This is a genomic window from Klebsiella indica (assembly GCF_005860775.1).
GTDB lineage: Bacteria > Pseudomonadota > Gammaproteobacteria > Enterobacterales > Enterobacteriaceae > Klebsiella > Klebsiella indica.
Genome location: NZ_VCHQ01000025.1, coordinates 20803 through 42425, shown reverse-complemented (window position 1 = coordinate 42425; position 21623 = coordinate 20803). Strand labels below are relative to the sequence as shown.

Sequence of the window (21623 nt, the reverse complement as noted above, 5' to 3'; positions counted from 1 at the left end):
AGGCAGGATGCGATCCGCCGCCATTGCCGGGCGGCGCTTCGCTTGCGCAGACGAGCCAGGTGATATCTCGGGGCACATAGGTCGGGCAAGGCGACAGCCGCCACCCGGCTGAGACGTTAAACCGTCTTTCCTCGCGTCAAAAAGACTTTTTTACAGCCAGTTTTTACGCTTAAAGTACAGATACGGCGCCAGGCCCGCGAGCATCATAAAGACAATCGCCCCGGGATAACCAAAACTCCAGTGCAGCTCGGGCATAAACTCAAAATTCATCCCGTAGCTGGAAGCCACCAGCGTCGGGGGCAGGAACACCACGGAAACCACCGAGAAGATCTTGATGATGCGGTTCTGTTCAATATTGATAAAGCCCATCGCCGCCTGCATCAGGAAGTTAACCTTCTGAAATAACGATTCATTATGCGGCAGCAGGGATTCGATATCGCGCAGGATTTCACGCGCCTGTTCCAGTTGGCCAGTGGGTAAGCGCGCTTTGCGCACGAGGAAGTTCAGCGCCCGCTGGGTATCCATCAGACACAAGCGAACTTTCCAGCCGATATCTTCCTGCTCCGCCAGCGTAGAGAGCGCTTCGTCATAATCATCGCCCTGGCGGCCTTCCATAATCACCCGGCTGAGCTTTTCCAGATCGCTGTAAATGTTTTCAATTTCATCTGCCAGCTGTTCAATTTTGGTTTCGAACAGGTCGAGCAGCAGCTCGTAAGCATTACCGTCAACCATTGCCTGGCTGCGGGCACGCATGCGGTACAGACGGAAAGCAGGCAACTCTCGCTCGCGCAACGTAAACAGTCGCCCTTCGCGGATAGTAAACGCCACGGTGGAGTTACCGGCGTGATCCTCTGCATCTTCGAAGAAGAAAAACGAGTGGATATGCAGGCCGTCTTCGTCCTCAAAGAAACGCGCTGACGCTTCGATATCTTCCAGTTCCGGACGAGTCGCCAGGTTCTGGCCCAGTTCCGTTTGCACGCGGCTTCGTTCATCGTCATCAGGCTCGACAAGATCGACCCACACCGAACTGGCGAGGTGCTTGATCTCATCGGCTTCCAGGCGCGTTAAACGATTATTTTCCAGTTGAAATGCGCTCAGCATGACCGGGACTCCCAATGCAAAAAATTATTGGACAGTTCGTATGGGCACACAGAAACAATTTAGGTTTCAGACCATTAAGCCTGACTCAGCGCGACGGGAATAGAACGAGTCGCCGACAACCGCTAAGGCTATCAGCATAAGAGGATAGCCTTAGGAGTTGTTCCTGATGGGCAGGAAATTGAGCCAGCATCTACTGGGTGTGTCCAAGGCGAATGTCCTCTTAGCGTAATCGTGCGCGCATGTTACGCCAGCGCAAAAACGGCGTCAACACGCAACGGAACGCTTAAGAAAAAATCAGTCTCCTTAAGATATAAAGAGAGAAAAATATTACAAAATAATGATATTTTTCTTAACGTTATACTGTTTCCAGCCGGGCATAAGCGGCAACCAGCCATTTAATCCCTTGCCCCTGAAATGCAACCTGTAGCCGACTGTGTTCGCCGCTGCCTTCGAGATTGACAATGGTGCCCTCGCCAAACTTCGCGTGGCGCACCCGCTGGCCCAGTTTATAGCCGGTATCGTTTTCCGCCATCGGCGTTCCCATACGCTGATGGCTGACGGGACGGCTCACCGTCGCCCGCAGCCGTACCTCTTCCACGCACGATTCCGGCAGTTCGCCGATAAAGCGCGACGGGCGATGATAAACCTCTTTGCCATACAGGCGGCGGGTTTCCGCGTAGGTCAGGGTCAGCTTCTGCATCGCGCGGGTCACGCCAACGTAGGCCAGACGGCGCTCCTCTTCCAGACGCCCGCCTTCATCAAGCGCCATCTGACTCGGGAACATGCCTTCTTCCACACCGACGATAAACACCTGCGGAAACTCCAGCCCTTTCGCTGAGTGCAGGGTCATCAGTTGTACCGCGTCCTGCCAGGTATCCGCCTGCCCTTCGCCCGCTTCCAGCGCGGCGTGGGAAAGAAACGCCTGTAGCGGCATGAGATCTTCGTCTTCTTCGTTGTAGCTGAACTGACGCGTTGCCGTCACCAGTTCCTCTAAGTTTTCGATACGCGTCTGGCCTTTCTCGCCTTTCTCCTGCTCGTACATCATGCGCAGGCCGGAATCTTTAATCACCCGGTCAGTCTGTACATGCAGCGGCATATCGGCGGTTTCCTGCGCTAACGCGTCAATCAGCTCCATAAAACGCTGCAGCGCACTGGCGGCGCGCCCGGCGAGCACTTTATCTTTTAACAGCTCACGACAGGCCTGCCACAGCGTCAGTTGACGATCGCGCGAGGTCTGGCGCACCACATCAAGGGTACGATCGCCGATGCCGCGCGTTGGGGTATTCACCACCCGCTCAAACGCCGCATCGTCATTGCGGTTAGCGATCAGACGAAGATAAGAGAGCGCATCTTTGATCTCCTGACGTTCAAAGAAGCGCATGCCGCCATAAATACGGTACGGCATGCTGGCCTGCAGTAGCGCTTCTTCCAGCACGCGCGACTGGGCGTTGCTGCGATACAGAATCGCACACTGCTCCAGCGCCCCGCCGTTCTCCTGCCAGGTTTTGATGCGGTTGACGACAAAACGCGCCTCATCAAGATCGTTAAACGCACAGTAAAGTGAAATCGGCTCGCCGTCGGCGCCGTCGGTCCACAGCTTTTTGCCCAGACGCCCGCTGTTGTTCTCAATCAGGGCGTTCGCCGCGCTAAGGATATTACTGGTCGAACGATAGTTTTGCTCCAGACGAATAGTTTCCGCGCCGGGGAAGTCTTTGAGGAAGCGCTGGATGTTTTCCACCTGCGCGCCGCGCCAGCCGTAAATAGACTGGTCATCATCGCCGACGATCATCACTTTACCAGTGTCGCCCGCCAGCAGGCGGATCCACGCGTACTGAATATTGTTGGTATCCTGGAATTCGTCCACCAGGATATTGCTAAAACGCTCACGATAGTGCTGAAGGATATGCGGCTTATTCAGCCACAGTTCGTGCGCACGCAGCAGCAACTCGGCGAAGTCCACCAGCCCGGCGCGATCGCAGGCTTCCTGATAGGCCTGATAGACCTTCTGCCAGGTTTGCTCAACCGGGTTGCCGTAGCTTTGAATATGATGCGGACGCAGACCTTCGTCCTTCTGGCTATTGATGTACCACATCGCCTGACGCGGCGGCCACTGCTTCTCATCAAGATTCATGGCCTTAATCAGGCGCTTGAGCAAGCGCAACTGGTCTTCGCTGTCGAGGATCTGGAAATCCTGGGGCAGATTCGCGTCGAGGTGATGAGCGCGTAGCAGACGATGCGCCAGCCCGTGAAAAGTACCGACCCACATTCCCCCCTGAGAGGTCCCCATCAGTTGACCAATACGCTGGCGCATTTCCGCCGCTGCTTTGTTGGTAAAAGTCACTGCCATAATGGAATAAGGGGAACAGTTCTCGACGCTCAACAACCAGGCAATACGGTGTACCAGCACCCGCGTCTTACCGCTGCCCGCCCCGGCCAGAACCAGCATGTTAGTGCGTGATGCCGCAACGGCTTCACGCTGTTTGTCATTGAGGCTGTCGAGCAGGTAAGAAACGTCCATTGGCACCGCCGGAAATAAAGGGGTTCCACGAACCCCTGTTAATATATACAGAGTTACTGGTGATTATATCAGCGAGGTCAGAGATGCCAACCGTGAAATTTCGATGTGCGGCAGCAGGCGGCTGTCGGGGGTATGCATCAGATCTGCGTCCAGCGGCCTGATCCAGCATGCCTGCATTCCGCAGCGAACCGACCCGGCCACATCGGTAGTCAAATCATCGCCAACGTGCAAAATCTGCTCCAGCGGCAGTTCCAGCCGCTGCGCCGCCAAATGATACATATCGGCAAACGGTTTAGAACGCCCATCCGGGCCCGCGCGCAGCACAAAGCGGAAGTAGTCGCTCAGCCCAAAGAGCTCCGGCTGAGCATTACCGTTGGTAATCGCCACCAGCGGCCACTTTTCAGCCAGCTTCGCCAGCGTATCATGCGTCTCTTGCGGAACATCAATCATGCTGCGCCAGTGGGCAAAGTTAGCCATCGCTTGATCCGCTCCCGCTTTCGCCTGCGCCGCAGAAAGCCCAACATTGCGCATCCCCAGCTCCAGTGCGCGCCGCCGCCACTCGGTGACATCATGGTAAATATCCGGCTCTGATGCCAGCAGCGTCTGGCGCAGTTGGTTCAACTGGCTGGCGTCAAATTTGCTCAGCAGGGGGTGATAGCTGCGCACAAAGCTCAGCGACTCATGCAGGGTCCGGTCAATCACCGGGCGGTTGTCATAAAGGGTATCGTCCAGGTCAAACGTCAGTGCTGAAATCTGGCCCAGAGGCCGGTAAAAACGCATTATTTCCCCCGTTTGGCACGCGGATGCGCCGCATCGTACACTGCGGCAAGGTGTTGAAAATCAAGATGGGTATAGATTTGGGTGGTGGAGAGGTTGGCATGGCCCAACAGCTCTTGCACCCCGCGCAGATCGCCACTCGATTCCAGCATATGGGTGGCGAATGAGTGGCGCAGTTTATGCGGATGTACGTGGCTATTCAGACCTTGTTTAATGCCCCATTCGGCAAAGCGTTTCTGCACGTTACGTGCTGAAATACGCTTGCCCAGTTTAGAGAGGAACAGGGCGTCATCATCCGTACCGAACAGGCCGCGCAGATCGAGCCAGTGCTCAATCCATAGCACCGCATTGCGGCCAATCGGCAGGCGGCGCTCTTTACTGCCTTTCCCCGTTACCCACACTTCGCCAGATTCCAGGTCAAGATGCCTGATATCGAGATTGATCAGTTCCGAAAGACGCAGCCCCGAGCCGTACATCACTTCCAGCATCGCCCGGTCGCGCACCGCCAGCGGATCGTTAAGATCGATATCCAGCAGCCGGTTAACATCGTCTACGTCGATATTTTTCGGTAAATGGCGTGGTGTTTTCGGCGCGGAAATGCCCTTCGCCGGGTTAGCCGCCAGTTCGCCCTGGCTCACCAGCCAGTCAAAGAAGCTGCGTAAAGCGGAGAGACGTAACGCCAGACTGGCTGGTCCCAGTCCCTGACGACGACTACGTGTCGCCAGGCTGCGAACCTGAGCAGCATCGCACTGCCGCCAGCTTTTAAGCCCGGCGCTTTCCGCCAGCGCGATAAGCACATCCAGTTGACGCCGGTAGTTCAGCAGCGTTATCGGGCTAAGCTGGCGCTCTACGCCGAGATAGCGTAAAAAACGCGCGACGGATTCATACAGAGGTGAGTCGGTCATGCGCGTTCAATCCAGCGCTCCAGTAAGCCCGGGAGCATGGCCGCAATTTCCTGCAGCAGCTGTGTACCCTGCCCTTGCTGATAGTGCTGAGGATCGCGACTGCTGAACAACATCACGCCTGGCGCTTCATCGCCACCCAGCAGCGACATCGCCACCGAGCCAACGGCTTTCGCTTCCGGCAACACCACCAGCAGTTCCGGACCATTTAAAGGGCCAAGATAATGCCGTTGCTGCCCAAGACGCTGGATGCGTATGGATTCAAACGCCTGACGGTTTATCGCCAGATGGGTAAATTTGGATGGTGCGCCAAGGCGCCAGCTATCGGGAAACAGGCGCACCGTCGCCCCCGCCAGCCCCAGTTCGCGCGCCCAGCGATGCAACCGGTTGAGCATTTCATCAAGGCTGTCAGCCGCCGCCAGACGCGTTTGCAGATGAAACAGGCGCTGAAACAGGCTTTCGTTAGCCGTTGCCTGCTCCATTAACAGCGTCATGTTCTCTTCCAGCACATTGATATGATTCCGCGCCCGCGCCATATGCCATTCCACCAGCGAGACCGAACCACGCACCGGATGTGGAACAGACATGTGCTCCACCAGCGCTGCATTACGAATAAAGAATTCAGGATGTTGCAACAGATAATCCACCACTGCGCGATCGTTGAGCTCACTGGTGATTTCCTGCTGTTCTTCCCCGATTTGTTTCATAAATGAATAAATCCGTCATAGACATGTGCCGCCGGGCCAGTCATAAATAACGGTTGACCCGGGCCTTTCCAGGCGATATCAAGACGCCCGCCGGGTAACTCCACCCGTACCTCTTCGCCCAGTAATCCCTGCTGGATCCCTATCGCCACTGCCGCACAGGCGCCGCTTCCGCAGGCCTGCGTTTCACCCGCGCCGCGCTCGTACACGCGCAGACGGATATGGGAACGGCTGACCACCTGCATAAAGCCGATGTTCGCCCGTTCCGGAAAACGTTCGTGGTTTTCCATCACCGGGCCAAGCGTTTCCACCATCGCGGTTTCCACATCATCGACCTCAATAACGCAGTGTGGGTTACCCATTGACACCACGCCGCACAATACTGTCTGTTCCGCGGCACGCATAATATAGGTCTTTTCCGCTTTGTTTGCGCGGAATGGCACCTGCGACGGCTCGAAGTTCGGTTCGCCCATATTGACGCGCACCAGATCATCTTCCGTTACGCTTAATAGCATACGGCCATTCGACGTGCTGACGCGGATGTCACGTTTATTGGTCAGGCCTTTCAGACGCACAAAACGGGCAAAACAGCGCGCACCGTTACCACACTGGGCCACTTCGCTACCGTCGGCGTTGAAGATACGATAATGAAAATCAAGCTCAGGATCGTAAGGCGGCTCAACAATCAGCAGTTGATCAAACCCCACGCCAAGATGCCGATCCGCCAGGCGGCGAATCAGTTCCGGTGAGAAGAAAACATTCTGTGTTACCGCGTCAACAACCATAAAGTCGTTGCCAAGGCCATGCATTTTAGAGAACTGCATCATCTACTCCAGCTACGCGGAACTGTCAGTAATTCACTTGAGTCGGGCCATCGCTATCGCCGCGATCGTTTCGATCCGGCGTAGAGCTCTGAATACCGCTATCAACCGGTTTGGTTGGCGGAGATGCCGTTTTTTCCGCTGGTGGGAAATACAGCGGCCCTTTCAGGCCACAGCCAGCGAGGCTGCAGGCCGCAACTAAAACGGCAAGCACAGGGAAAACGTTTTTCATGGATAGTTGCCCGTCATTCATTCTTTCTGCTTTCTATCATCGCAGGAGAAGACGTAAAAGCAAGCGTTTAGCATCCCACTGCGCGCGCTTTTGTTTCGCGGTATACTGCCGCCACGATCAAAAAAGCGGGACAGAACCATGAACGACAGTGAATTCCATCGCCTGGCCGATACCCTGTGGATGACCATCGAAGAACGTCTGGACGACTGGGATGGCGACAGCGATATCGACTGTGAAATCAACGGCGGCGTGCTGACTATCAGTTTTGAAAACGGCAGCAAAATCATTATCAACCGTCAGGAGCCGTTGCATCAGGTGTGGCTGGCGACCAAACAAGGCGGCTACCATTTCGACTTAAAAGATGATGAGTGGATCTGCGACCGCAGCGGCGAAACCTTCTGGGATCTGCTGGAGCAAGCGGCGACAAATCAGGCTGGCGAAACGGTGAATTTTCGCTAACGGCGCACTTGATGTAATTTTCCCGGATTGCGGCTAATGTCTTATCCGGGCTTGTACGACCAGACGGATTCAGGAGTAGTGCTGCAACATCTGCGGCGTTGCAGGATCCTGACTTGCAGGAATGGTCGCGGCGGCAATCACCTGGCTGCGGAACGGAATCACCTGCTCCCGGCCATCGATGTCGACAATCTGGTAGAACTGCGGCAGGTTAAAGTTAATAAAGCTGGAACCATAGGTAAAGCGATCGTGCGATGACGAGTAGAAGCGGCTAACATCGCGCACCAGATCTTCTTTACTGCCTTCACAATGGTGGTAGACCTCTGCGCGGTTGCTCTCATCAAGAATATAGATGTTAAACCCGCTGTCGTTATCCGCATCTTCAAAGAAAAACTGAATAATCCCTTCGCTGGCAAAACCATCCACCACCTGCGGTAGCCTGACGTGGTTGGTCTCCACCTGTACCGACAGCCCATGCAGTTTGTTATGCGAAATCGCGCCGTAGAACTCAATAGCGTTCTCCAGCTTCTGTACCGAGACATTAAGACGCTCGAAGAACAATCCCCATGTCTGCCCGGAAACGCGCAGCGCTTTAAAGCGACCGGTATCCTGGCGGGTGCTGGAAAGACGCAGCTCGATACACTCGGAAACCATCTGCTGCACGCGGGTACGAATTAATCCACGCAGATGTTGGCTATAGCAGAACACTTCGACGCTATCCGGCGGCGCAGCGTCCTGATGCATTTTACCAAGAATGGTTTTCAGCGCTTCAATCATCGCCTGCTCGCCGTTGAAGTGCAGGGTTCGGACTTCATTCCACGAATTACGATAGAGCAGATCAACACTGCCAATCAGGCATTTTTGCTCTTCGCCGAAGCTGAAAACATCCAGCTTGCGGAAGTCGAAATGCACCACCTGGTTGCGAAACGCGACCGTCGGGTCATATTCCAGGTTGACGATAATCGCCAGATGACGAATTTCGCATGGGCTGTACAACGCTTTCGGCGTCGGAGAAGGCAGGCGCAGCGGGAAATGGTGCGACACATCGGCCACCATCTCCTGCAATTTCGCCAGATCGACAATACTGTTGCCCTTAATAAACAGGCGAGTTCGCGACGTCAGGAGGCCGTTAAACCAGGCCCAGGCCACCAGTTTATTAAGATAACGGTTATATTCCAGCGGCTGATGACTGATGATTGAATCCATATCCGGCGCGCGGTTATAAATATACCAACCGGTGCGGTTGGCCCGGCCCGGCGGCACGTGGATAAAGGTCAGATTAGGCTCAGATAAATCCGGCGAAATTTGCGGGTTCACCAGCGTTACTTTGCCCGGCAACGCTTCAAATGCAGCATACAGTTTGCGCGTCAGTACGCCGATATCCTGCGGGCTGGCGGAAACGCTCAGGTTATTGCGCCGCGCAAAACGAATCAGATTACGATAGCTCTGCATCATCGCATCAAGCAACTCGTTATGCGCTTTGCGTACTTCGTCAATTTTCCAGTTAGCCCGATTGTCGAGCATCATTAAACGCTTGTCATCCCAGCCCCATTCGTTCACCAGCTGACTCAGCACTTCGCGACGCCAGCCGACGCAGGCGCGCTCCCGGCTCAGCTTCTCGCAAACTTTCAGGTAGAAACATCGACGCACCAGATCGAGGCGCGTTTCGTCTTCAATGGCCTGCAGATAGAGCGTCACACGCTCCAGCATCATGCAGTAAGGATCGAGGCCAAATGACACGATCTCGCCATCATGCAGACGTTGCTTGATATCTTTCGCCAACAGGCGGTTATTGGGATATTCCCAAGAGTACGCTTCCAGCAGCAGCGTCTTCAGCACCGCCTTATAGGGCGAGTCGATGCTTTTATACAACTGCCAGAGGCTGGCGCCGAAGTACTCTTCCGCCGACAGCGAACTCAGGCCGCCGAGATCCAGCCATTCATTTGGCGTCAGCACCCCCTGCGCATAGAGGCTCATGACGTAATCGTCGTAATGCTCTTCTTCCTCGCATGGCACCATATTCCACAATATACGCTTCCCGGCAAGGCGCACTGCGGTGCGATAAAACTCATCCAGCAGCAGAATATGCTGGGTGGAACCGCAGTCTTCCCCTCCCAGACTACCGCTTTCATTATGGCGGAAGCGGTTTTCGTCGATCAGGAAGAAACTCACCTCAACCCCCAGCGACGCCGCCCAACTTTCCAGCAGGCTGCATTTACGCTGTAGCAACTGGCGCTCTTCGTTATCCAGCCAGGACTGGTGGCAAACCCAGATATCAAGGTCGGAAGAACAGCTTTGACCGACGGAAGAAGTACTGCCCATGGAGTAGAGGCCGGTAATCGGCAGTTCGCCTTTCGGCGGTTCCTGGGCCAGCATGCCACGATGGAGTTCAAGTTCGTCAAGGTAGTGGCGTTGGGTTTCATCAGGCGTGTAGAGGCAAATGCCGCGGGGAACGTTACCGTCAAGGTAACCCGGCATCAGCGGATGATGATAATGTAATAGTGTCGGCAGTAGACTGTAAACCTGCTGGAAAGCAGGTCCCATAGCAGCAAGGGCGCGATCCACGCGCAATTGGTTGATGGCATCCAGTCTCTGTTTCAGTGTCTCAATATAGAGGTACAAGACATATCGCCTGATGTTCAAAAACCCGACGTACAATAGTACGGAGAGTTTCAGTATTTCAACAAAAACCGTCACCATTCGTCGTCGGTGGGGTTGTGATGAACTGCGGACTGACAAATGGTTTAAAACGTGATCAATCTAACACCTTGCGGATTGACCGTAAAGAAAGATGCGCTACATACCAGTGTAGCACCCTTTACTACATGTAAATTCTTCGCTACGTATGTGGCAACCAGCAAACGCATGAAAGGCTAAAAAAAGATGGCCGCGCCCCTTACGCCACAAAACTAACATCCCTAAGACAACAATGTTAGGATGGTCAGTGGTCGACGATGACGGTAACAAGCATGTTAGACAAAGTTTTGAGAATTGCCACACGGCAAAGCCCGCTTGCGCTATGGCAAGCACATTATGTGAAAGAACGTCTGGAGTCCTGCCATCCGGGGCTTTCCGTTGAACTGGTGCCAATGGTCACCCGCGGTGACGTGATCCTTGATACCCCTCTTGCAAAAGTAGGTGGCAAGGGTCTGTTTGTGAAAGAGCTGGAACTGGCTATGCTGGAAGGACGCGCCGATATCGCGGTTCATTCCATGAAAGACGTGCCGGTGGCGTTTCCGGAAGGGCTGGGACTGGTCACCATTTGCGAACGCGGAGATCCGCGCGATGCGTTTGTCTCTAATCACTATGCTTCCCTTGATGACCTGCCGCATGGCAGCATCGTGGGCACCTCAAGTTTGCGCCGTCAGTGCCAGTTGGCTGCGGAGCGGCCGGATCTGACGATCCGTTCCCTGCGCGGCAATGTGGGCACGCGTCTGGGGAAACTCGATAGCGGTGAGTATGACGCCATTATTCTTGCTGCTGCCGGGCTTAAACGCCTGAAGCTGGAGGAGCGTATTCGTCAACCGTTGACGCCGGAACAGTCGCTACCGGCTGTCGGTCAGGGCGCAGTCGGTATCGAATGTCGCCTTGATGACGAATGGACAAAAGCGTTGCTGGCGCCGCTCAACCATACGGAAACGGCAATACGCGTGCGGGCAGAACGAGCAATGAATACCCGTCTTGAAGGTGGTTGCCAGGTGCCTATCGGCAGCTACGCCGAGCTTATCGACGGCGAGCTGTGGCTACGCGCGCTAGTCGGCATGCCGGATGGCTCGCAGGTAGTACGCGGCGAGCGGCGCGGTCGACCGCAAGATGCCGAAACCCTCGGCGTCTCCCTTGCCGAAGAGCTTCTGGAAAATGGCGCTCGTGACATTCTCGCCGTCGTTTACGCAGGAGAAGCACCGCAATGAGTATCCTGGTCACCCGTCCGCTACCGCAAGGCGAAGAGTTAGTTAGCCGCCTGCGCGCGCTGGGACGCGTGGCGTGGAGCTTTCCACTCATTGAGTTTACGCCGGGTCGCCAGCTCCGGGAACTGGGCGGCAAGCTGGCAAGTCTTGAGGCGGGTGACTTACTCTTCGCGCTCTCACAGCACGCCGTTGAGTTTGCTCATTCTCACCTCCAGCAACAGGGGGGGCTCTGGCCCTCTGCACCCGATTATTTTGCAATTGGTCGCACTACCGCGCTGGCCCTGCACAAAGTCAGCAGTCATGATATTCGCTATCCGTTAGATCGGGAAATCAGCGAAGTCTTGCTACAATTACCTGAATTACAAAATATTGCGGGTAAAAAAGCCGTCATCCTTCGTGGAAACGGCGGACGGGAACTACTCGGTGACACTCTCCGTGAACGCGGAGCGCATGTCACTTTTTGTGAATGTTATCAACGTAGTGCAAGGCACTATGATGGCGCAGAAGAAGCAATGCGCTGGCAGTCTCGCGGGGTGTCGACGCTGGTGGTTACCAGCGGCGAGATGCTGCAGCAGCTCTGGACGCTCATACCGCAGTGGTATCGTGAACATTGGCTCCTTAGCTGTCGCATTTTAGTTGTCAGTGAACGCCTGGCCGAACAGGCCAGGGAACTGGGCTGGCAGGATATCCAGGTTGCCGATAGCGCCGACAACGATGCGCTGCTACGCGCATTACAATAACTCTCAACATTGGAAGCCATAATGACGGAACAACAGAATCAATCCGCCGTGGTTGAAGAGACCAGGGAGGCCGTGGAAAAGAGACCACAGCCAGAAAATAGCGTAGAAAAGAAAAGTGGCGGCAGTAAAGTCAGTCTCGCCCTGAGTGCGATAGCCGTCGCTATCGCACTCGCTGCTGGCGTCGGCCTTTACGGCCTGACGAAAACCCAGGCGACCCGCCAGAGCGAAACCAGCGCCGGGCTATCCAGCCAGATCGCCGCGCTGCAAAAAGCGCAGGAAAGCCAAAAAAGCGAACTTGAAAGCATTATTAAGCAGCAGGCCGACCAGCTGACGGAAGCGCGGCAGCAGCAAGATTCGCTGGCAAAGAAGCTGGATGAAGTGCAGCAAAAAGTCGCCGTGATTTCCGGTAGCGATACCAAAACCTGGCTGCTGGCCCAGGCCGATTTCCTGGTGAAACTGGCCGGGCGTAAGCTGTGGAGCGATCAGGACGTGACAACCGCCGCCGCGCTACTGAAGAGCGCCGACGCCAGCCTCGCGGATATGAACGATCCGAGCCTGATTAGCGCTCGCCGCGCCATCACTAACGATATCGCCTCCCTTGCCGCCGTTAACCAGGTGGACTATGACGGCATCATCCTGAAAGTAAACCAGCTCGCTAACCAGGTCGATAATTTACGTCTGGCGGACAATAACGACGATGACTCCCCAATGGATTCCGATAGTGATGAACTATCCAGCTCCATTAGCGAGTGGCGAGTCAATCTGCAAAAAAGCTGGCAGAACTTTATGGACAGCTTTATTACCGTCCGCCGCCGTGACGAAACCGCCGTACCGCTGCTGGCCCCTAATCAGGACGTCTACCTGCGCGAAAATATTCGCTCCCGGCTGCTCGTTGCGGCGCAGGCGGTACCGCGCCATCAGGAAGAAACCTACAAGCAGGCACTGGATAACGTCTCAACCTGGGTTCGTGCCTACTACGATACTGACGACGCGACCACTAAAGCTTTCCTTGAGGATATCGATAAGCTCAGCCAGCAAAGCATCACCATGAACGTACCGGAAAGCCTGCAGAGCCAGGCGCTGCTTGAGAAACTTATGCAAACGCGGGTACGTAACCTGATGGCGCAACCGGCCGAAGCACCGACCAGCGTCCCGACGCCAGCCCCCGCGCCAGCACCTGCGCCACAAGGAGAGTAACGCATGCTGAAAATCCTCTTACTCTTCGCGCTGTTGATTGCCGGGATCGTTGTCGGCCCGATGATCGCCGGCCATCAGGGTTACGTCCTGATCCAGACGGATAATTACAACATTGAAACCAGCGTTACCGGGTTAGCGATTATCATGATCCTCACCATGGTGGTGTTGTTTGCCATTGAATGGTTGCTGCGGCGTATTTTCCGTACCGGTGCGCATACCCGCGGCTGGTTCGTGGGCCGCAAGCGCCGCCGTGCGCGCAAACAAACCGAGCAGGCGCTGCTAAAACTGGCGGAAGGCGATTATCAACAGGTTGAAAAACTGATGGCGAAAAATGCCGATCACGCGGAACAGCCTGTGGTGAATTACCTGCTGGCGGCGGAAGCGGCCCAGCAGCGTGGAGATGAAGCCCGCGCGAACCAGCATCTGGAGCGCGCAACCGAACTGACTGGCGACGATCTGATCCCGGTCGAAATTACCCGTGTCCGCCTGCAGCTGGCGCGTAATGAAAACCACGCCGCCCGTCACGGCATCGACAAGCTGCTGGAGATCACGCCGCGTCATCCGGAAGTACTGCGGCTGGCTGAGCAGGCCTACATCCGCACCGGAGCCTGGAATTCGCTGCTGGATATCATCCCGTCGATGGCAAAAGCTAACGTCAGCGATGAAGAGCATCGTGCTGAACTGGAACAGATGGCGTGGATTGGTTTGATGGATAAAGCCCTGGCCGACGGCGGCAGCGAAGGCTTGCGCGACTGGTGGAAAAATCAGAGCCGTAAAACCCGCAACCAGGTGACGCTACAGGTGGCAATGGCCGAGCGGCTTATCGAAAGCGACGACCATGACACTGCTCAGCAAATTATTATTAATGGCCTGAAAAAGCACTATGACGACCGTCTGGTGATGCCTGTTCCGCGGCTGAAAACCAATAACCCGGAGCAATTAGAGAAAGTACTGCGTCAGCAGCTTAAAACGGTCGGCGATCGTCCGCTGCTATGGAGCACGCTGGGGCAATCGCTCATGCGTCACGGCGAGTGGCAGGAAGCCAGCGTAGCGTTCCGCGCCGCGCTCAAGCAGCGCCCGGATGCGTTTGATTACGCATGGCTTGCCGATACCCTCGACCGGTTGCATCAGCCAGAAGAAGCCGCGTCGATGCGCCGCGATGGCCTGTTGCTGACGCTGCAAAACAATCCTCCGCAGTAATTTCCCATTGCCCGGTGGCGCTACGCTTACCGGGCCTACCAGGTCACCGTAAGCCGGATAAGGCGAAACCGCCATCCGGCAGTTCTCTTCCGCGTCCCCATAAAAAAACGCCTGCCCTGAAACCAGAGCAGGCGTTAAAACAGATCTATTTGACAACAATTGGGTGCTTCACTCAACGTCGTGTCCATGGTGTTTGATGAGGCGAAAAACGCGACATCTGTCAGTGGACGATAAGCACCGTAAACGGCTCTGCATCATTCCTGAGTTTATGAGGCCCTGAGGCGAACATAAGAGGTGGAATGAGCATCTACCCGGTGATTATCGCACAAGACCTGTAGAAAATGCATCTATCCGCATAAGGAATTGGGAGTATTCTGGACAATAAGTCGCATCGCGATCGGCGGGATATTTTCTAGCGGTATCAGAAAGAGAAACATTTTCTGCAAAATCAGAAAACAAAAAACCCCGCCGGAGCGGGGTTCAAAATTGGTCGGCGAGAGAGGATTCGAACCTCCGACCCACTGGTCCCAAACCAGTTGCGCTACCAAGCTGCGCTACTCGCCGATGTACTGCTTTTTGAATTTTTAGTTCAACTCTTTATAAAGTCGTGGTGCGAGGGGGGGGACTTGAACCCCCACGTCCGTAAGAACACTAACACCTGAAGCTAGCGCGTCTACCAATTCCGCCACCTTCGCAATATCACAACTTTCTAAATAATGGGGTGGCTAATGGGATTCGAACCCACGACAACTGGAATCACAATCCAGGGCTCTACCAACTGAGCTATAGCCACCACTGTAAATCTTTTACGCGGTATTGAAACCACCGCAGCTCCAGCACCGGGTGAATGGTGCGCCCGACAGGATTCGAACCTGAGACCTCTGCCTCCGGAGGGCAGCGCTCTATCCAGCTGAGCTACGGGCGCTTAGCGCCGTTGCGGGGTCGGATAATACGGACTTCCTCCCCCGCTGTCTAGTGCCTTTTAAAAGAAAATGATCGTTTGGTTATGCTTTGTGCGTTTTGTCGCTTATTCCGTCACATCATCAACATTTCCGCGCCGCCCAAGGCCAAACGCCTTATAAATAAACGTCACGGCAGCCAGAAAAATCATCCCGACAAAGAGCGACATACGCGTATCGTCGTTAAATCCCATACCTGCCAGCACGCAAACCAGGAATGCCATGGTTAAATAGTTCACCCACGGGAAAAACAGCGAGCGAAACGGATGACTGGCCATCGCTTCTTTGTGCACCAGACGAAAACGCAACTGGCTAATCAGGATCACAAACCACGGTACCATACCCGGCAATACGCTGGCGCTGTAAACGTAGACGAAAACCCGCTGCGGGTTGGGAATAATGTAGTTCAGGCACGAACCGCCCAACAGAATCACTATTGACAACGCCACGCCCACCGACGGCACACCGTTACGCGAGACTTTAGCGATCGCCGCAGGCAACTGGCGGTTTCTGGCCAGCGCGTAAAGCATACGTCCGCAGCTATACATTCCGCTGTTACAGCCGGAAAGCGCTGCCGTCAGCACCACAAAATTGATAATGCCCGCCGCCGCCGTGATACCAATTTTGGCAAAAGTCAGCACAAACGGACTGCCGTTCGAGCCAATCTGATCCCATGGGAAAATCGTGACGATAACAAAAATCGCGCCGACATAGAAAATCAGGATTCGCCACAGCACCTTGCCTACAGCGCTGCGCAGAGTGACCTGCGGATTCTTCGCTTCACCGGCGGTGATACCGATAAGCTCAACGCCCTGATAGGACGCGACAACAATACACAGCGCCGTCAGGAAGCCCTTCCAGCCGCCAGCGAAGAAACCGCCATGCGCGGTCAGATTGCCAAAGCCAAGGGAGTGTCCACCGTTGCCAAAGCCAAAGAAAATAACGCCCAGCCCAACCACGATCATCACGATAATGGTAGTGACTTTAATCATCGCGAACCAGAATTCAATTTCGCCATACAGTCGTACCGCCGCCAGATTCGCCAACGCGACCAGGCCAACTGCAATCAGCGCCGGTATCCACTGAGCCATTTCCGGGAACCAGAACTGGACATAGACCCCGATCGCCGTAATCTCTGATATCCCAACCGCCATCCACATAAACCAGTAGGACCAGGCGGTGAGATAGCCGAAAAACGGGCTCATATAGCGATGAGCGTAAACGGCGAATGAACCGGTTACCGGCTCAAGAAACAGCATTTCGCCCATCGAACGCATGATAAAAAAGACAAACAGGCCGGCGATAATATACGCCAGCAGAACCGAAGGCCCGGCCCACTTCAGCGTACTTCCTGCTCCCATAAATAATCCCACGCCAATCGTGCCGCCAAGTGCGATTAGCTCAATATGTCGCGCCTCCAGTCCTCGCTGAAGTTCCGCTTTTTTCTCAGTCATATAGCCTCTTGTATTTGCCCTGCTCCGGTTTTAGCGCACCGCAAGCTGTGGTGTGTATATGCCGGTTATTTTTATGAAGTCATACCCTGCCAACACGACGGCAATACTTACCCGTCGCGTATTAAGCTTGCGAATGGTTAATGAATTTTAGCGAAATGGCAAATAAAGTATCAGGTGAGTGAATACATTACACAGAATACCCAGCAAAATCCGCGAAAGTGCAGTGGAATATCAAAACTTATTGGTATAATACCAGCATAAATAGCGCAGAAGGCGAGCCTGCCTTTTTATCCGGCTCGGCTGCGAAATCAGGCGGTAAAACCACTCCAGCCCCAGGTCCTGCCAGAATTTAGGCGCCCGCTGAACATGGCCGGTAAAGACATCGTAGGTCCCACCGACACCCATATACAGCGCCTGCGGATAAACGTTCCGGCAATCGCGCATCAGGATCTCCTGACGCGGCGAGCCCATCGCCACGGTGACGATTTTTGCCCCGCTCTCGCGAATGCGCTCAAACAGCGCCTGACGCTGATCGGCGGGGAAATAACCATCCTGACTACCGACAATATTTACCTTCCAGCGCTGGCGAAGCTGTTGCTCAGTCTGCGCCAGCACCTCTGACTTGCCGCCAATCAGAAACACTGGCGTACCCTGCGCGCCCGCGCGCGCCATCAGCGCTTCCCATAAATCGGCCCCGGCGACGCGCGATACCCGCGCCTGAGGATATTTTTTGCGTATTGAACGCACCACGCTGATGCCATCCGCGTATTTAAACTCCGCATCTGCAATGAGCGCCCGAACGTCGGGGTTGTCTTCTACCGCCAGCATCTTCTCTGCATTAATCGCCACCAGCGTACCTTTGCGGATCTCGCCGTCAGCGTACAGATAATCCAGAGCGTGTTGCATATCGCGCCAACCAATGAGTTGCAACCCTCTCAGCAGGTACAACGGCGCGGATGTCGTCTCAGTCATGTACACCCTTTATCAGACTTGAGGTTGCGTCAGCGGCTTAATCCGCTTATGAATCAGCCCTACGCTATCCAGGAACCAGTACAGCAGTTTTGCCGCCAGTAAGCAGATGCCAAAGATAACGAGGAAAAAAACCACGCGGGAACCGAACGCATCCAGCCCTTCGCGCGCCAGCACGATCATGTTGAAGATCGCGCCAAAACAGAAACTGTGCAGTATCGCCGCTTTATAACGGTTACTCTCCCGGTTGCCAAGCTCATACAGCCAGTCAAACCATTTAATGATCAGCCCGACCACCACCGCCCCCAACGGCACAAACCAGATGCCGCCCATCACCACCAGCGACCCAATCAGGGTCGGCGAAATCGCCAGACCGGAATGGTTATTCAGCACTTCCCAGGTGAAATAGTTGGCAGTATTGAGCACCATGCCCGGACGACCGTGCCATAGCCAGCTGGGGATAAAAACGTAAAAATCCCGCACCATTGGCGCCAGCCCCTGGAACGCAATCTTGTCGTAGTTTTGCAGCAATAAAGCCAGGTTTTCCCACGGCGAGAAGGTATCGCGGGTCAGATAGAGGAACGTATAAAACGCCTCATCGCCGCTGACGTTCATGCCATAACGCTTAAGCGCCAGCCAGAACATACCGACAATGCCCAGCACGCCCGCCACCGCCAGCATCCACAGGCTGATCCAGCCGCGAATAATGCCGATAAACAGAAAAATGGCGAAGGCGATGATAATGTTCGCCCGGGTGCCGCCGACGATAACGTAGGTCAGCAGGCCAAACGCGACGGTGCTGATGAGAAAGAATAGCCACGCCTTATAACTCTGACGCAGAAAATAAACCACCAGCATCGCCGGGATGAAAAAGTAGAAAAAGCGCTTTAGCGCCACCCCGGAGACTTCGCTGGAGAAGATCTGGCTATAGGCGTTGAGTCTGAATAGCAGGAAACCGTTGTGCGCAAAGAAAATCCCCAGGCAGAGCAACGCAATCCCCAGTAAAATGCCCCAGGTCAGGTGCGTCTCCACGCGGTTCATGGTGTACAGCGGGCGATGCTGACGTTCCCTGGCCGCCGGGCGCAGGCGCGTTTTATAGGTGACGTAGTACACCGCGTAAAAGCAGACCGAGACCAGCAGGGTCTGCAGCAGAATTTCCGGCGGAGCCACCGCCACCCCGAAGCGGAACACCAGAATGCTGGTCAGCGGGAAGCCGAAGAAGAAGGTCAGCAGGAACAGCAACGAAAAAAAGACGTTAAAGTTAAAGCGCACGCGGCGGAATTCAAAGTAAGTAATGGTGGCGATAAACAGCGTCGAGAGCAGCCAGACCACCAACAGCCCGCAAAATTGCATTAATGTCATTCGCCCACCCCCGCGGCAATCCGCAATGCCCGTCGCCATCCCGCCAGATAATTCGGACGGAAGAAGGCGATCTGATTTTTATCCACAGCGGCTAACTGGCGCTGCGCTTCGCGCACGACAGCCGTATCCAGCGGGTCGCCGGTAAAGAGTACCGGAATATGCTGTTCCGACATATCCTGCCAGAAGGGATTCTCCCGGTTGAGAACGCAGGGGATCCCGGCCTGAATCAGCAGGCACAGCGTACCGATACCCTGCTGGCGGGCAAACAGAAAGTAGCCAAGATCGCAACGACGCAGCAGGGCGAGGTAATCATCGAACCCCAGCTTATCGCTCAGCACCTGGAGATGCTGCGGGCTAAACAGCGCCGCTCCGGCCTCGCGAACTTCGTTGATGTAGTCACGATTATTGGCCGGATATCCCATTGGCACAACCACGTTCACCGTATCGCCAAACTGCTGGTGGATCGCGCGCAGCGCGGCGATATGCTCGTTGCTGCGATCGCCGGAATTGCCCACCAGAATAGTCAACGTATCGCCGCGCGGGGAACTATCGGCGAGCGCATTAAGCGTCGGATCCATACGGGTCGGGAAGTAGAGCAACTCGCCGGGCACGCCCGGATGTCTGGCGGTGAACCAGCTCAGATCGCCGCGAGTCGCAAATACGCGGCCGACTCGCCTTTGCGCCATACGCCGCAGCGGATAGAACAGGCGGAATTTCAGGCTGGCAGCGTTCTCATACAGGTCCGCGCCCCAGATATGCCAGTTAAACTGCGCCGGACGGATCCCGCCGCTTAGCAGCGCCAGCCACAGACCAGTATTGAACTGGCCATGAAAGAAAAAGCGCTGCTGCCGGTTCGCCTTCGCCAGAGCGATAACCGCCTGCGCCAGCGATTTTTTCCCCGGATAACCAGTAATGGATAGTGCGGGATACGCTTCGCGAACCGCTTTCCCATCACCAACGATCATAAACAGGCGCGCCTGCTGGTCGTTGACCGCCAGTTCATCATTAAAAAACCGCAGAACGGTCTGGTTGTGGTGCGGAATATCCGATCCCAGTACATGTATCAGTGCAGTCATGCCCGTCTACGCCAAAGTAAAAACACGCCGCTACAGAGGGCGAAATAAACAACATAAGTGGCCATATACGCCTGCGCCGCGCCGATGGCACCGTGCGCCGGGATAAGCCAGTGCGAAAATGCGGTCAACAGCGTGAACTGGCTGATTTCCGTCAGAATATAAAAACGCAGCGAGGCTTTGGCGATCACCAGATAACCATAAACATAGGCCCCGACTTTCAGCACATCGCCCACCAGTTGCCAGGCAAACAGATCGCGCATCGCCGTAAAACGGTCGGAAAAAAGTAGCCAGATGGCGAAGTCGCGCAGCAGCCACACGGTTAAGCCGCCTGCCGCCACCGCCGGAAGGACAAATTTTAACGATTTGCCAATCTCGCGAGTGATATCCGCTTTCGCGTTCAGACGAGAGAGCGTCGGCAGCAGGTACACGCTAAACGAAGCGGTAATAAACTGCAACCAGGCGTCGGAGATGCTGCTCACGCCCTGCCAGATCCCCACCGCGTCCCAGCCATAATGAGCCGCCAGCAGATTACGCATCATCACATAGGCGACAGGCAACGTCACCGAAGTCATCAGCGCCATCAGGGTAAATTTCGACAGTTGCCCCGCCAGGCCGTTATCCCAACGCGGGCGCAGCGCGCGCAGCGGAATATTGCCGCGCCGCCATAGCACAATGGCCGCCGGAACCACCACCAGCGCGGGCACCAGCGCCAGGCCGAGCAGCGCCCCCTGATAGCCGCCGAAACGGTAGCAGATATAGTAGGCCACGACGCCAATCAGGCTGCCGGCAATAAGCGACAGCGCATTTGCCGCCGCATCACGAAACCCTTTCATCAACGCCAGCAGGAAGTTCGCCCAGGCAATGCCTATCTGCACCAGCGCCACCAGCCGTACCAGATTCTGATAATGCTGATGACCGAACAACCCCTGACTTATCGGCGCCGCCGCCAGCAGGAATATCAGCGCCAGCAGAGTGGAGAACCCCAGCACCATCGTTGATGAAGTACCGACGACGCGATTCAACTGCTGGCGATCGTCATGATGCTGGGCGACCAGCTTAGTCACGCCGTTAAAAATCCCGGCTCCCGCCAGCACGCCAAGCACGGTCACCAGCTGGCGGAAGTTACCCGCCTGACCTACTCCGGCCGGACCGAAAGAGACCGCCAGCAGTTTAACCACCAGCAGACCCGCGCCGATTTTGACCATCGTGGACGCGGCGGTCCACAGAGACGCTTTAGCCAGCGACAT

The 21623-nt window shown here is 55.3% G+C and carries 19 protein-coding genes and 4 tRNA genes; 5 read left to right on the top strand and 18 right to left on the bottom strand.

Features of this window, described 5'->3' with window-relative positions:
* Positions 1-150: 150 nt before the first annotated feature.
* The 8 genes from corA to lptM form a co-directional block, all read right to left on the bottom strand.
* Complete coding sequence (gene corA, locus FE839_RS17700; protein ID WP_138362093.1) at positions 151-1101, bottom strand: magnesium/cobalt transporter CorA; 951 nt, start codon at positions 1099-1101, stop codon at positions 151-153.
* A 150-nt stretch (positions 1102-1251) separates the two neighbouring features.
* Positions 1252-1308 carry a YsgD/CorL family protein gene (gene ysgD, locus FE839_RS25145; protein WP_349817343.1) on the bottom strand — a complete coding sequence of 19 codons (57 nt, stop codon included), beginning with the start codon at positions 1306-1308 and terminating at the stop codon, positions 1252-1254.
* 148 nt (positions 1309-1456) lie between these two features.
* Positions 1457-3619, bottom strand: coding sequence for a DNA helicase II (uvrD, locus tag FE839_RS17695; RefSeq protein WP_138362092.1), 2163 nt, complete (start codon positions 3617-3619; stop codon positions 1457-1459).
* Positions 3620-3682: 63 nt separating this feature from the next.
* Positions 3683-4399, bottom strand: a complete 717-nt coding sequence (gene yigB, locus FE839_RS17690; RefSeq protein ID WP_138362091.1) for a 5-amino-6-(5-phospho-D-ribitylamino)uracil phosphatase YigB — start codon at positions 4397-4399, stop codon at positions 3683-3685.
* Complete coding sequence (xerC, locus tag FE839_RS17685) at positions 4399-5301, bottom strand: tyrosine recombinase XerC (RefSeq protein ID WP_138362090.1); 903 nt, start codon at positions 5299-5301, stop codon at positions 4399-4401. Before xerC ends, yigB begins: the two co-directional genes overlap by 1 nt.
* Positions 5298-6005: a DUF484 domain-containing protein gene (locus FE839_RS17680; RefSeq protein ID WP_138362089.1), complete on the bottom strand. Its 708-nt coding sequence runs from the start codon at positions 6003-6005 to the stop codon at positions 5298-5300. The genes xerC and FE839_RS17680 overlap by 4 nt, the downstream gene beginning before the upstream one ends.
* Positions 6002-6826: a diaminopimelate epimerase gene (dapF, locus tag FE839_RS17675; protein WP_138362130.1), complete on the bottom strand. Its 825-nt coding sequence runs from the start codon at positions 6824-6826 to the stop codon at positions 6002-6004. Before dapF ends, FE839_RS17680 begins: the two co-directional genes overlap by 4 nt.
* A 25-nt stretch (positions 6827-6851) precedes the next feature.
* Complete coding sequence (lptM, locus tag FE839_RS17670) at positions 6852-7055, bottom strand: LPS translocon maturation chaperone LptM (RefSeq protein ID WP_138362088.1); 204 nt, start codon at positions 7053-7055, stop codon at positions 6852-6854.
* Positions 7056-7193: 138 nt separating this feature from the next.
* Between lptM and cyaY the strand changes: the two genes are divergently transcribed.
* A complete protein-coding gene (gene cyaY / locus FE839_RS17665) occupies positions 7194-7514 on the top strand; it encodes an iron donor protein CyaY (RefSeq protein ID WP_138362087.1) in 321 nt (106 codons plus the stop codon).
* Positions 7515-7583: 69 nt separating this feature from the next.
* On the opposite strand, the gene cyaA is transcribed toward cyaY, so the two are convergent.
* Positions 7584-10133: a class I adenylate cyclase gene (gene cyaA, locus FE839_RS17660; RefSeq protein ID WP_138362086.1), complete on the bottom strand. Its 2550-nt coding sequence runs from the start codon at positions 10131-10133 to the stop codon at positions 7584-7586.
* Between the two features lie 347 nt (positions 10134-10480).
* On the opposite strand from cyaA, the gene hemC reads away from it, so the two are divergent.
* From hemC to hemY, 4 genes are read left to right on the top strand one after another with little or no spacing between them, the layout of a single operon-like run.
* Positions 10481-11422 carry a hydroxymethylbilane synthase gene (hemC, locus tag FE839_RS17655; RefSeq protein ID WP_138362085.1) on the top strand — a complete coding sequence of 314 codons (942 nt, stop codon included), beginning with the start codon at positions 10481-10483 and terminating at the stop codon, positions 11420-11422.
* Positions 11419-12159 carry a uroporphyrinogen-III synthase gene (gene hemD, locus FE839_RS17650; protein WP_138362084.1) on the top strand — a complete coding sequence of 247 codons (741 nt, stop codon included), beginning with the start codon at positions 11419-11421 and terminating at the stop codon, positions 12157-12159. The genes hemC and hemD overlap by 4 nt, the downstream gene beginning before the upstream one ends.
* A 21-nt stretch (positions 12160-12180) precedes the next feature.
* Positions 12181-13356 carry a uroporphyrinogen-III C-methyltransferase gene (gene hemX, locus FE839_RS17645; RefSeq protein ID WP_138362083.1) on the top strand — a complete coding sequence of 392 codons (1176 nt, stop codon included), beginning with the start codon at positions 12181-12183 and terminating at the stop codon, positions 13354-13356.
* A 3-nt stretch (positions 13357-13359) separates the two neighbouring features.
* On the top strand, positions 13360-14556 hold the full coding sequence (gene hemY / locus FE839_RS17640) for a protoheme IX biogenesis protein HemY (RefSeq protein WP_138362082.1): 1197 nt from the start codon (positions 13360-13362) through the stop codon (positions 14554-14556).
* 487 nt (positions 14557-15043) lie between these two features.
* Here hemY and FE839_RS17635 read toward each other — a convergent pair.
* From FE839_RS17635 to wzxE, 9 genes are all read right to left on the bottom strand, one after another.
* A tRNA-Pro gene (locus FE839_RS17635) sits at positions 15044-15120 on the bottom strand.
* A gap of 44 nt (positions 15121-15164) precedes the next feature.
* A tRNA-Leu gene (locus tag FE839_RS17630) sits at positions 15165-15251 on the bottom strand.
* Between the two features lie 22 nt (positions 15252-15273).
* Positions 15274-15349 (bottom strand) — tRNA-His (locus tag FE839_RS17625).
* Between the two features lie 55 nt (positions 15350-15404).
* Positions 15405-15481: transfer RNA gene (locus FE839_RS17620), tRNA-Arg, on the bottom strand.
* Positions 15482-15583: 102 nt separating this feature from the next.
* Positions 15584-16969 carry a bifunctional threonine/serine APC transporter ThrP gene (thrP, locus tag FE839_RS17615; protein ID WP_138362081.1) on the bottom strand — a complete coding sequence of 462 codons (1386 nt, stop codon included), beginning with the start codon at positions 16967-16969 and terminating at the stop codon, positions 15584-15586.
* Between the two features lie 231 nt (positions 16970-17200).
* Positions 17201-17941 carry a lipopolysaccharide N-acetylmannosaminouronosyltransferase gene (gene wecG / locus FE839_RS17610; RefSeq protein WP_138362080.1) on the bottom strand — a complete coding sequence of 247 codons (741 nt, stop codon included), beginning with the start codon at positions 17939-17941 and terminating at the stop codon, positions 17201-17203.
* A 12-nt stretch (positions 17942-17953) separates the two neighbouring features.
* Complete coding sequence (wzyE, locus tag FE839_RS17605; protein WP_138362079.1) at positions 17954-19300, bottom strand: ECA oligosaccharide polymerase; 1347 nt, start codon at positions 19298-19300, stop codon at positions 17954-17956.
* Positions 19297-20376, bottom strand: a complete 1080-nt coding sequence (locus FE839_RS17600; RefSeq protein WP_138362078.1) for a TDP-N-acetylfucosamine:lipid II N-acetylfucosaminyltransferase — start codon at positions 20374-20376, stop codon at positions 19297-19299. Before FE839_RS17600 ends, wzyE begins: the two co-directional genes overlap by 4 nt.
* On the bottom strand, positions 20373-21623 hold the full coding sequence (gene wzxE / locus FE839_RS17595) for a lipid III flippase WzxE (protein WP_138362077.1): 1251 nt from the start codon (positions 21621-21623) through the stop codon (positions 20373-20375). Before wzxE ends, FE839_RS17600 begins: the two co-directional genes overlap by 4 nt.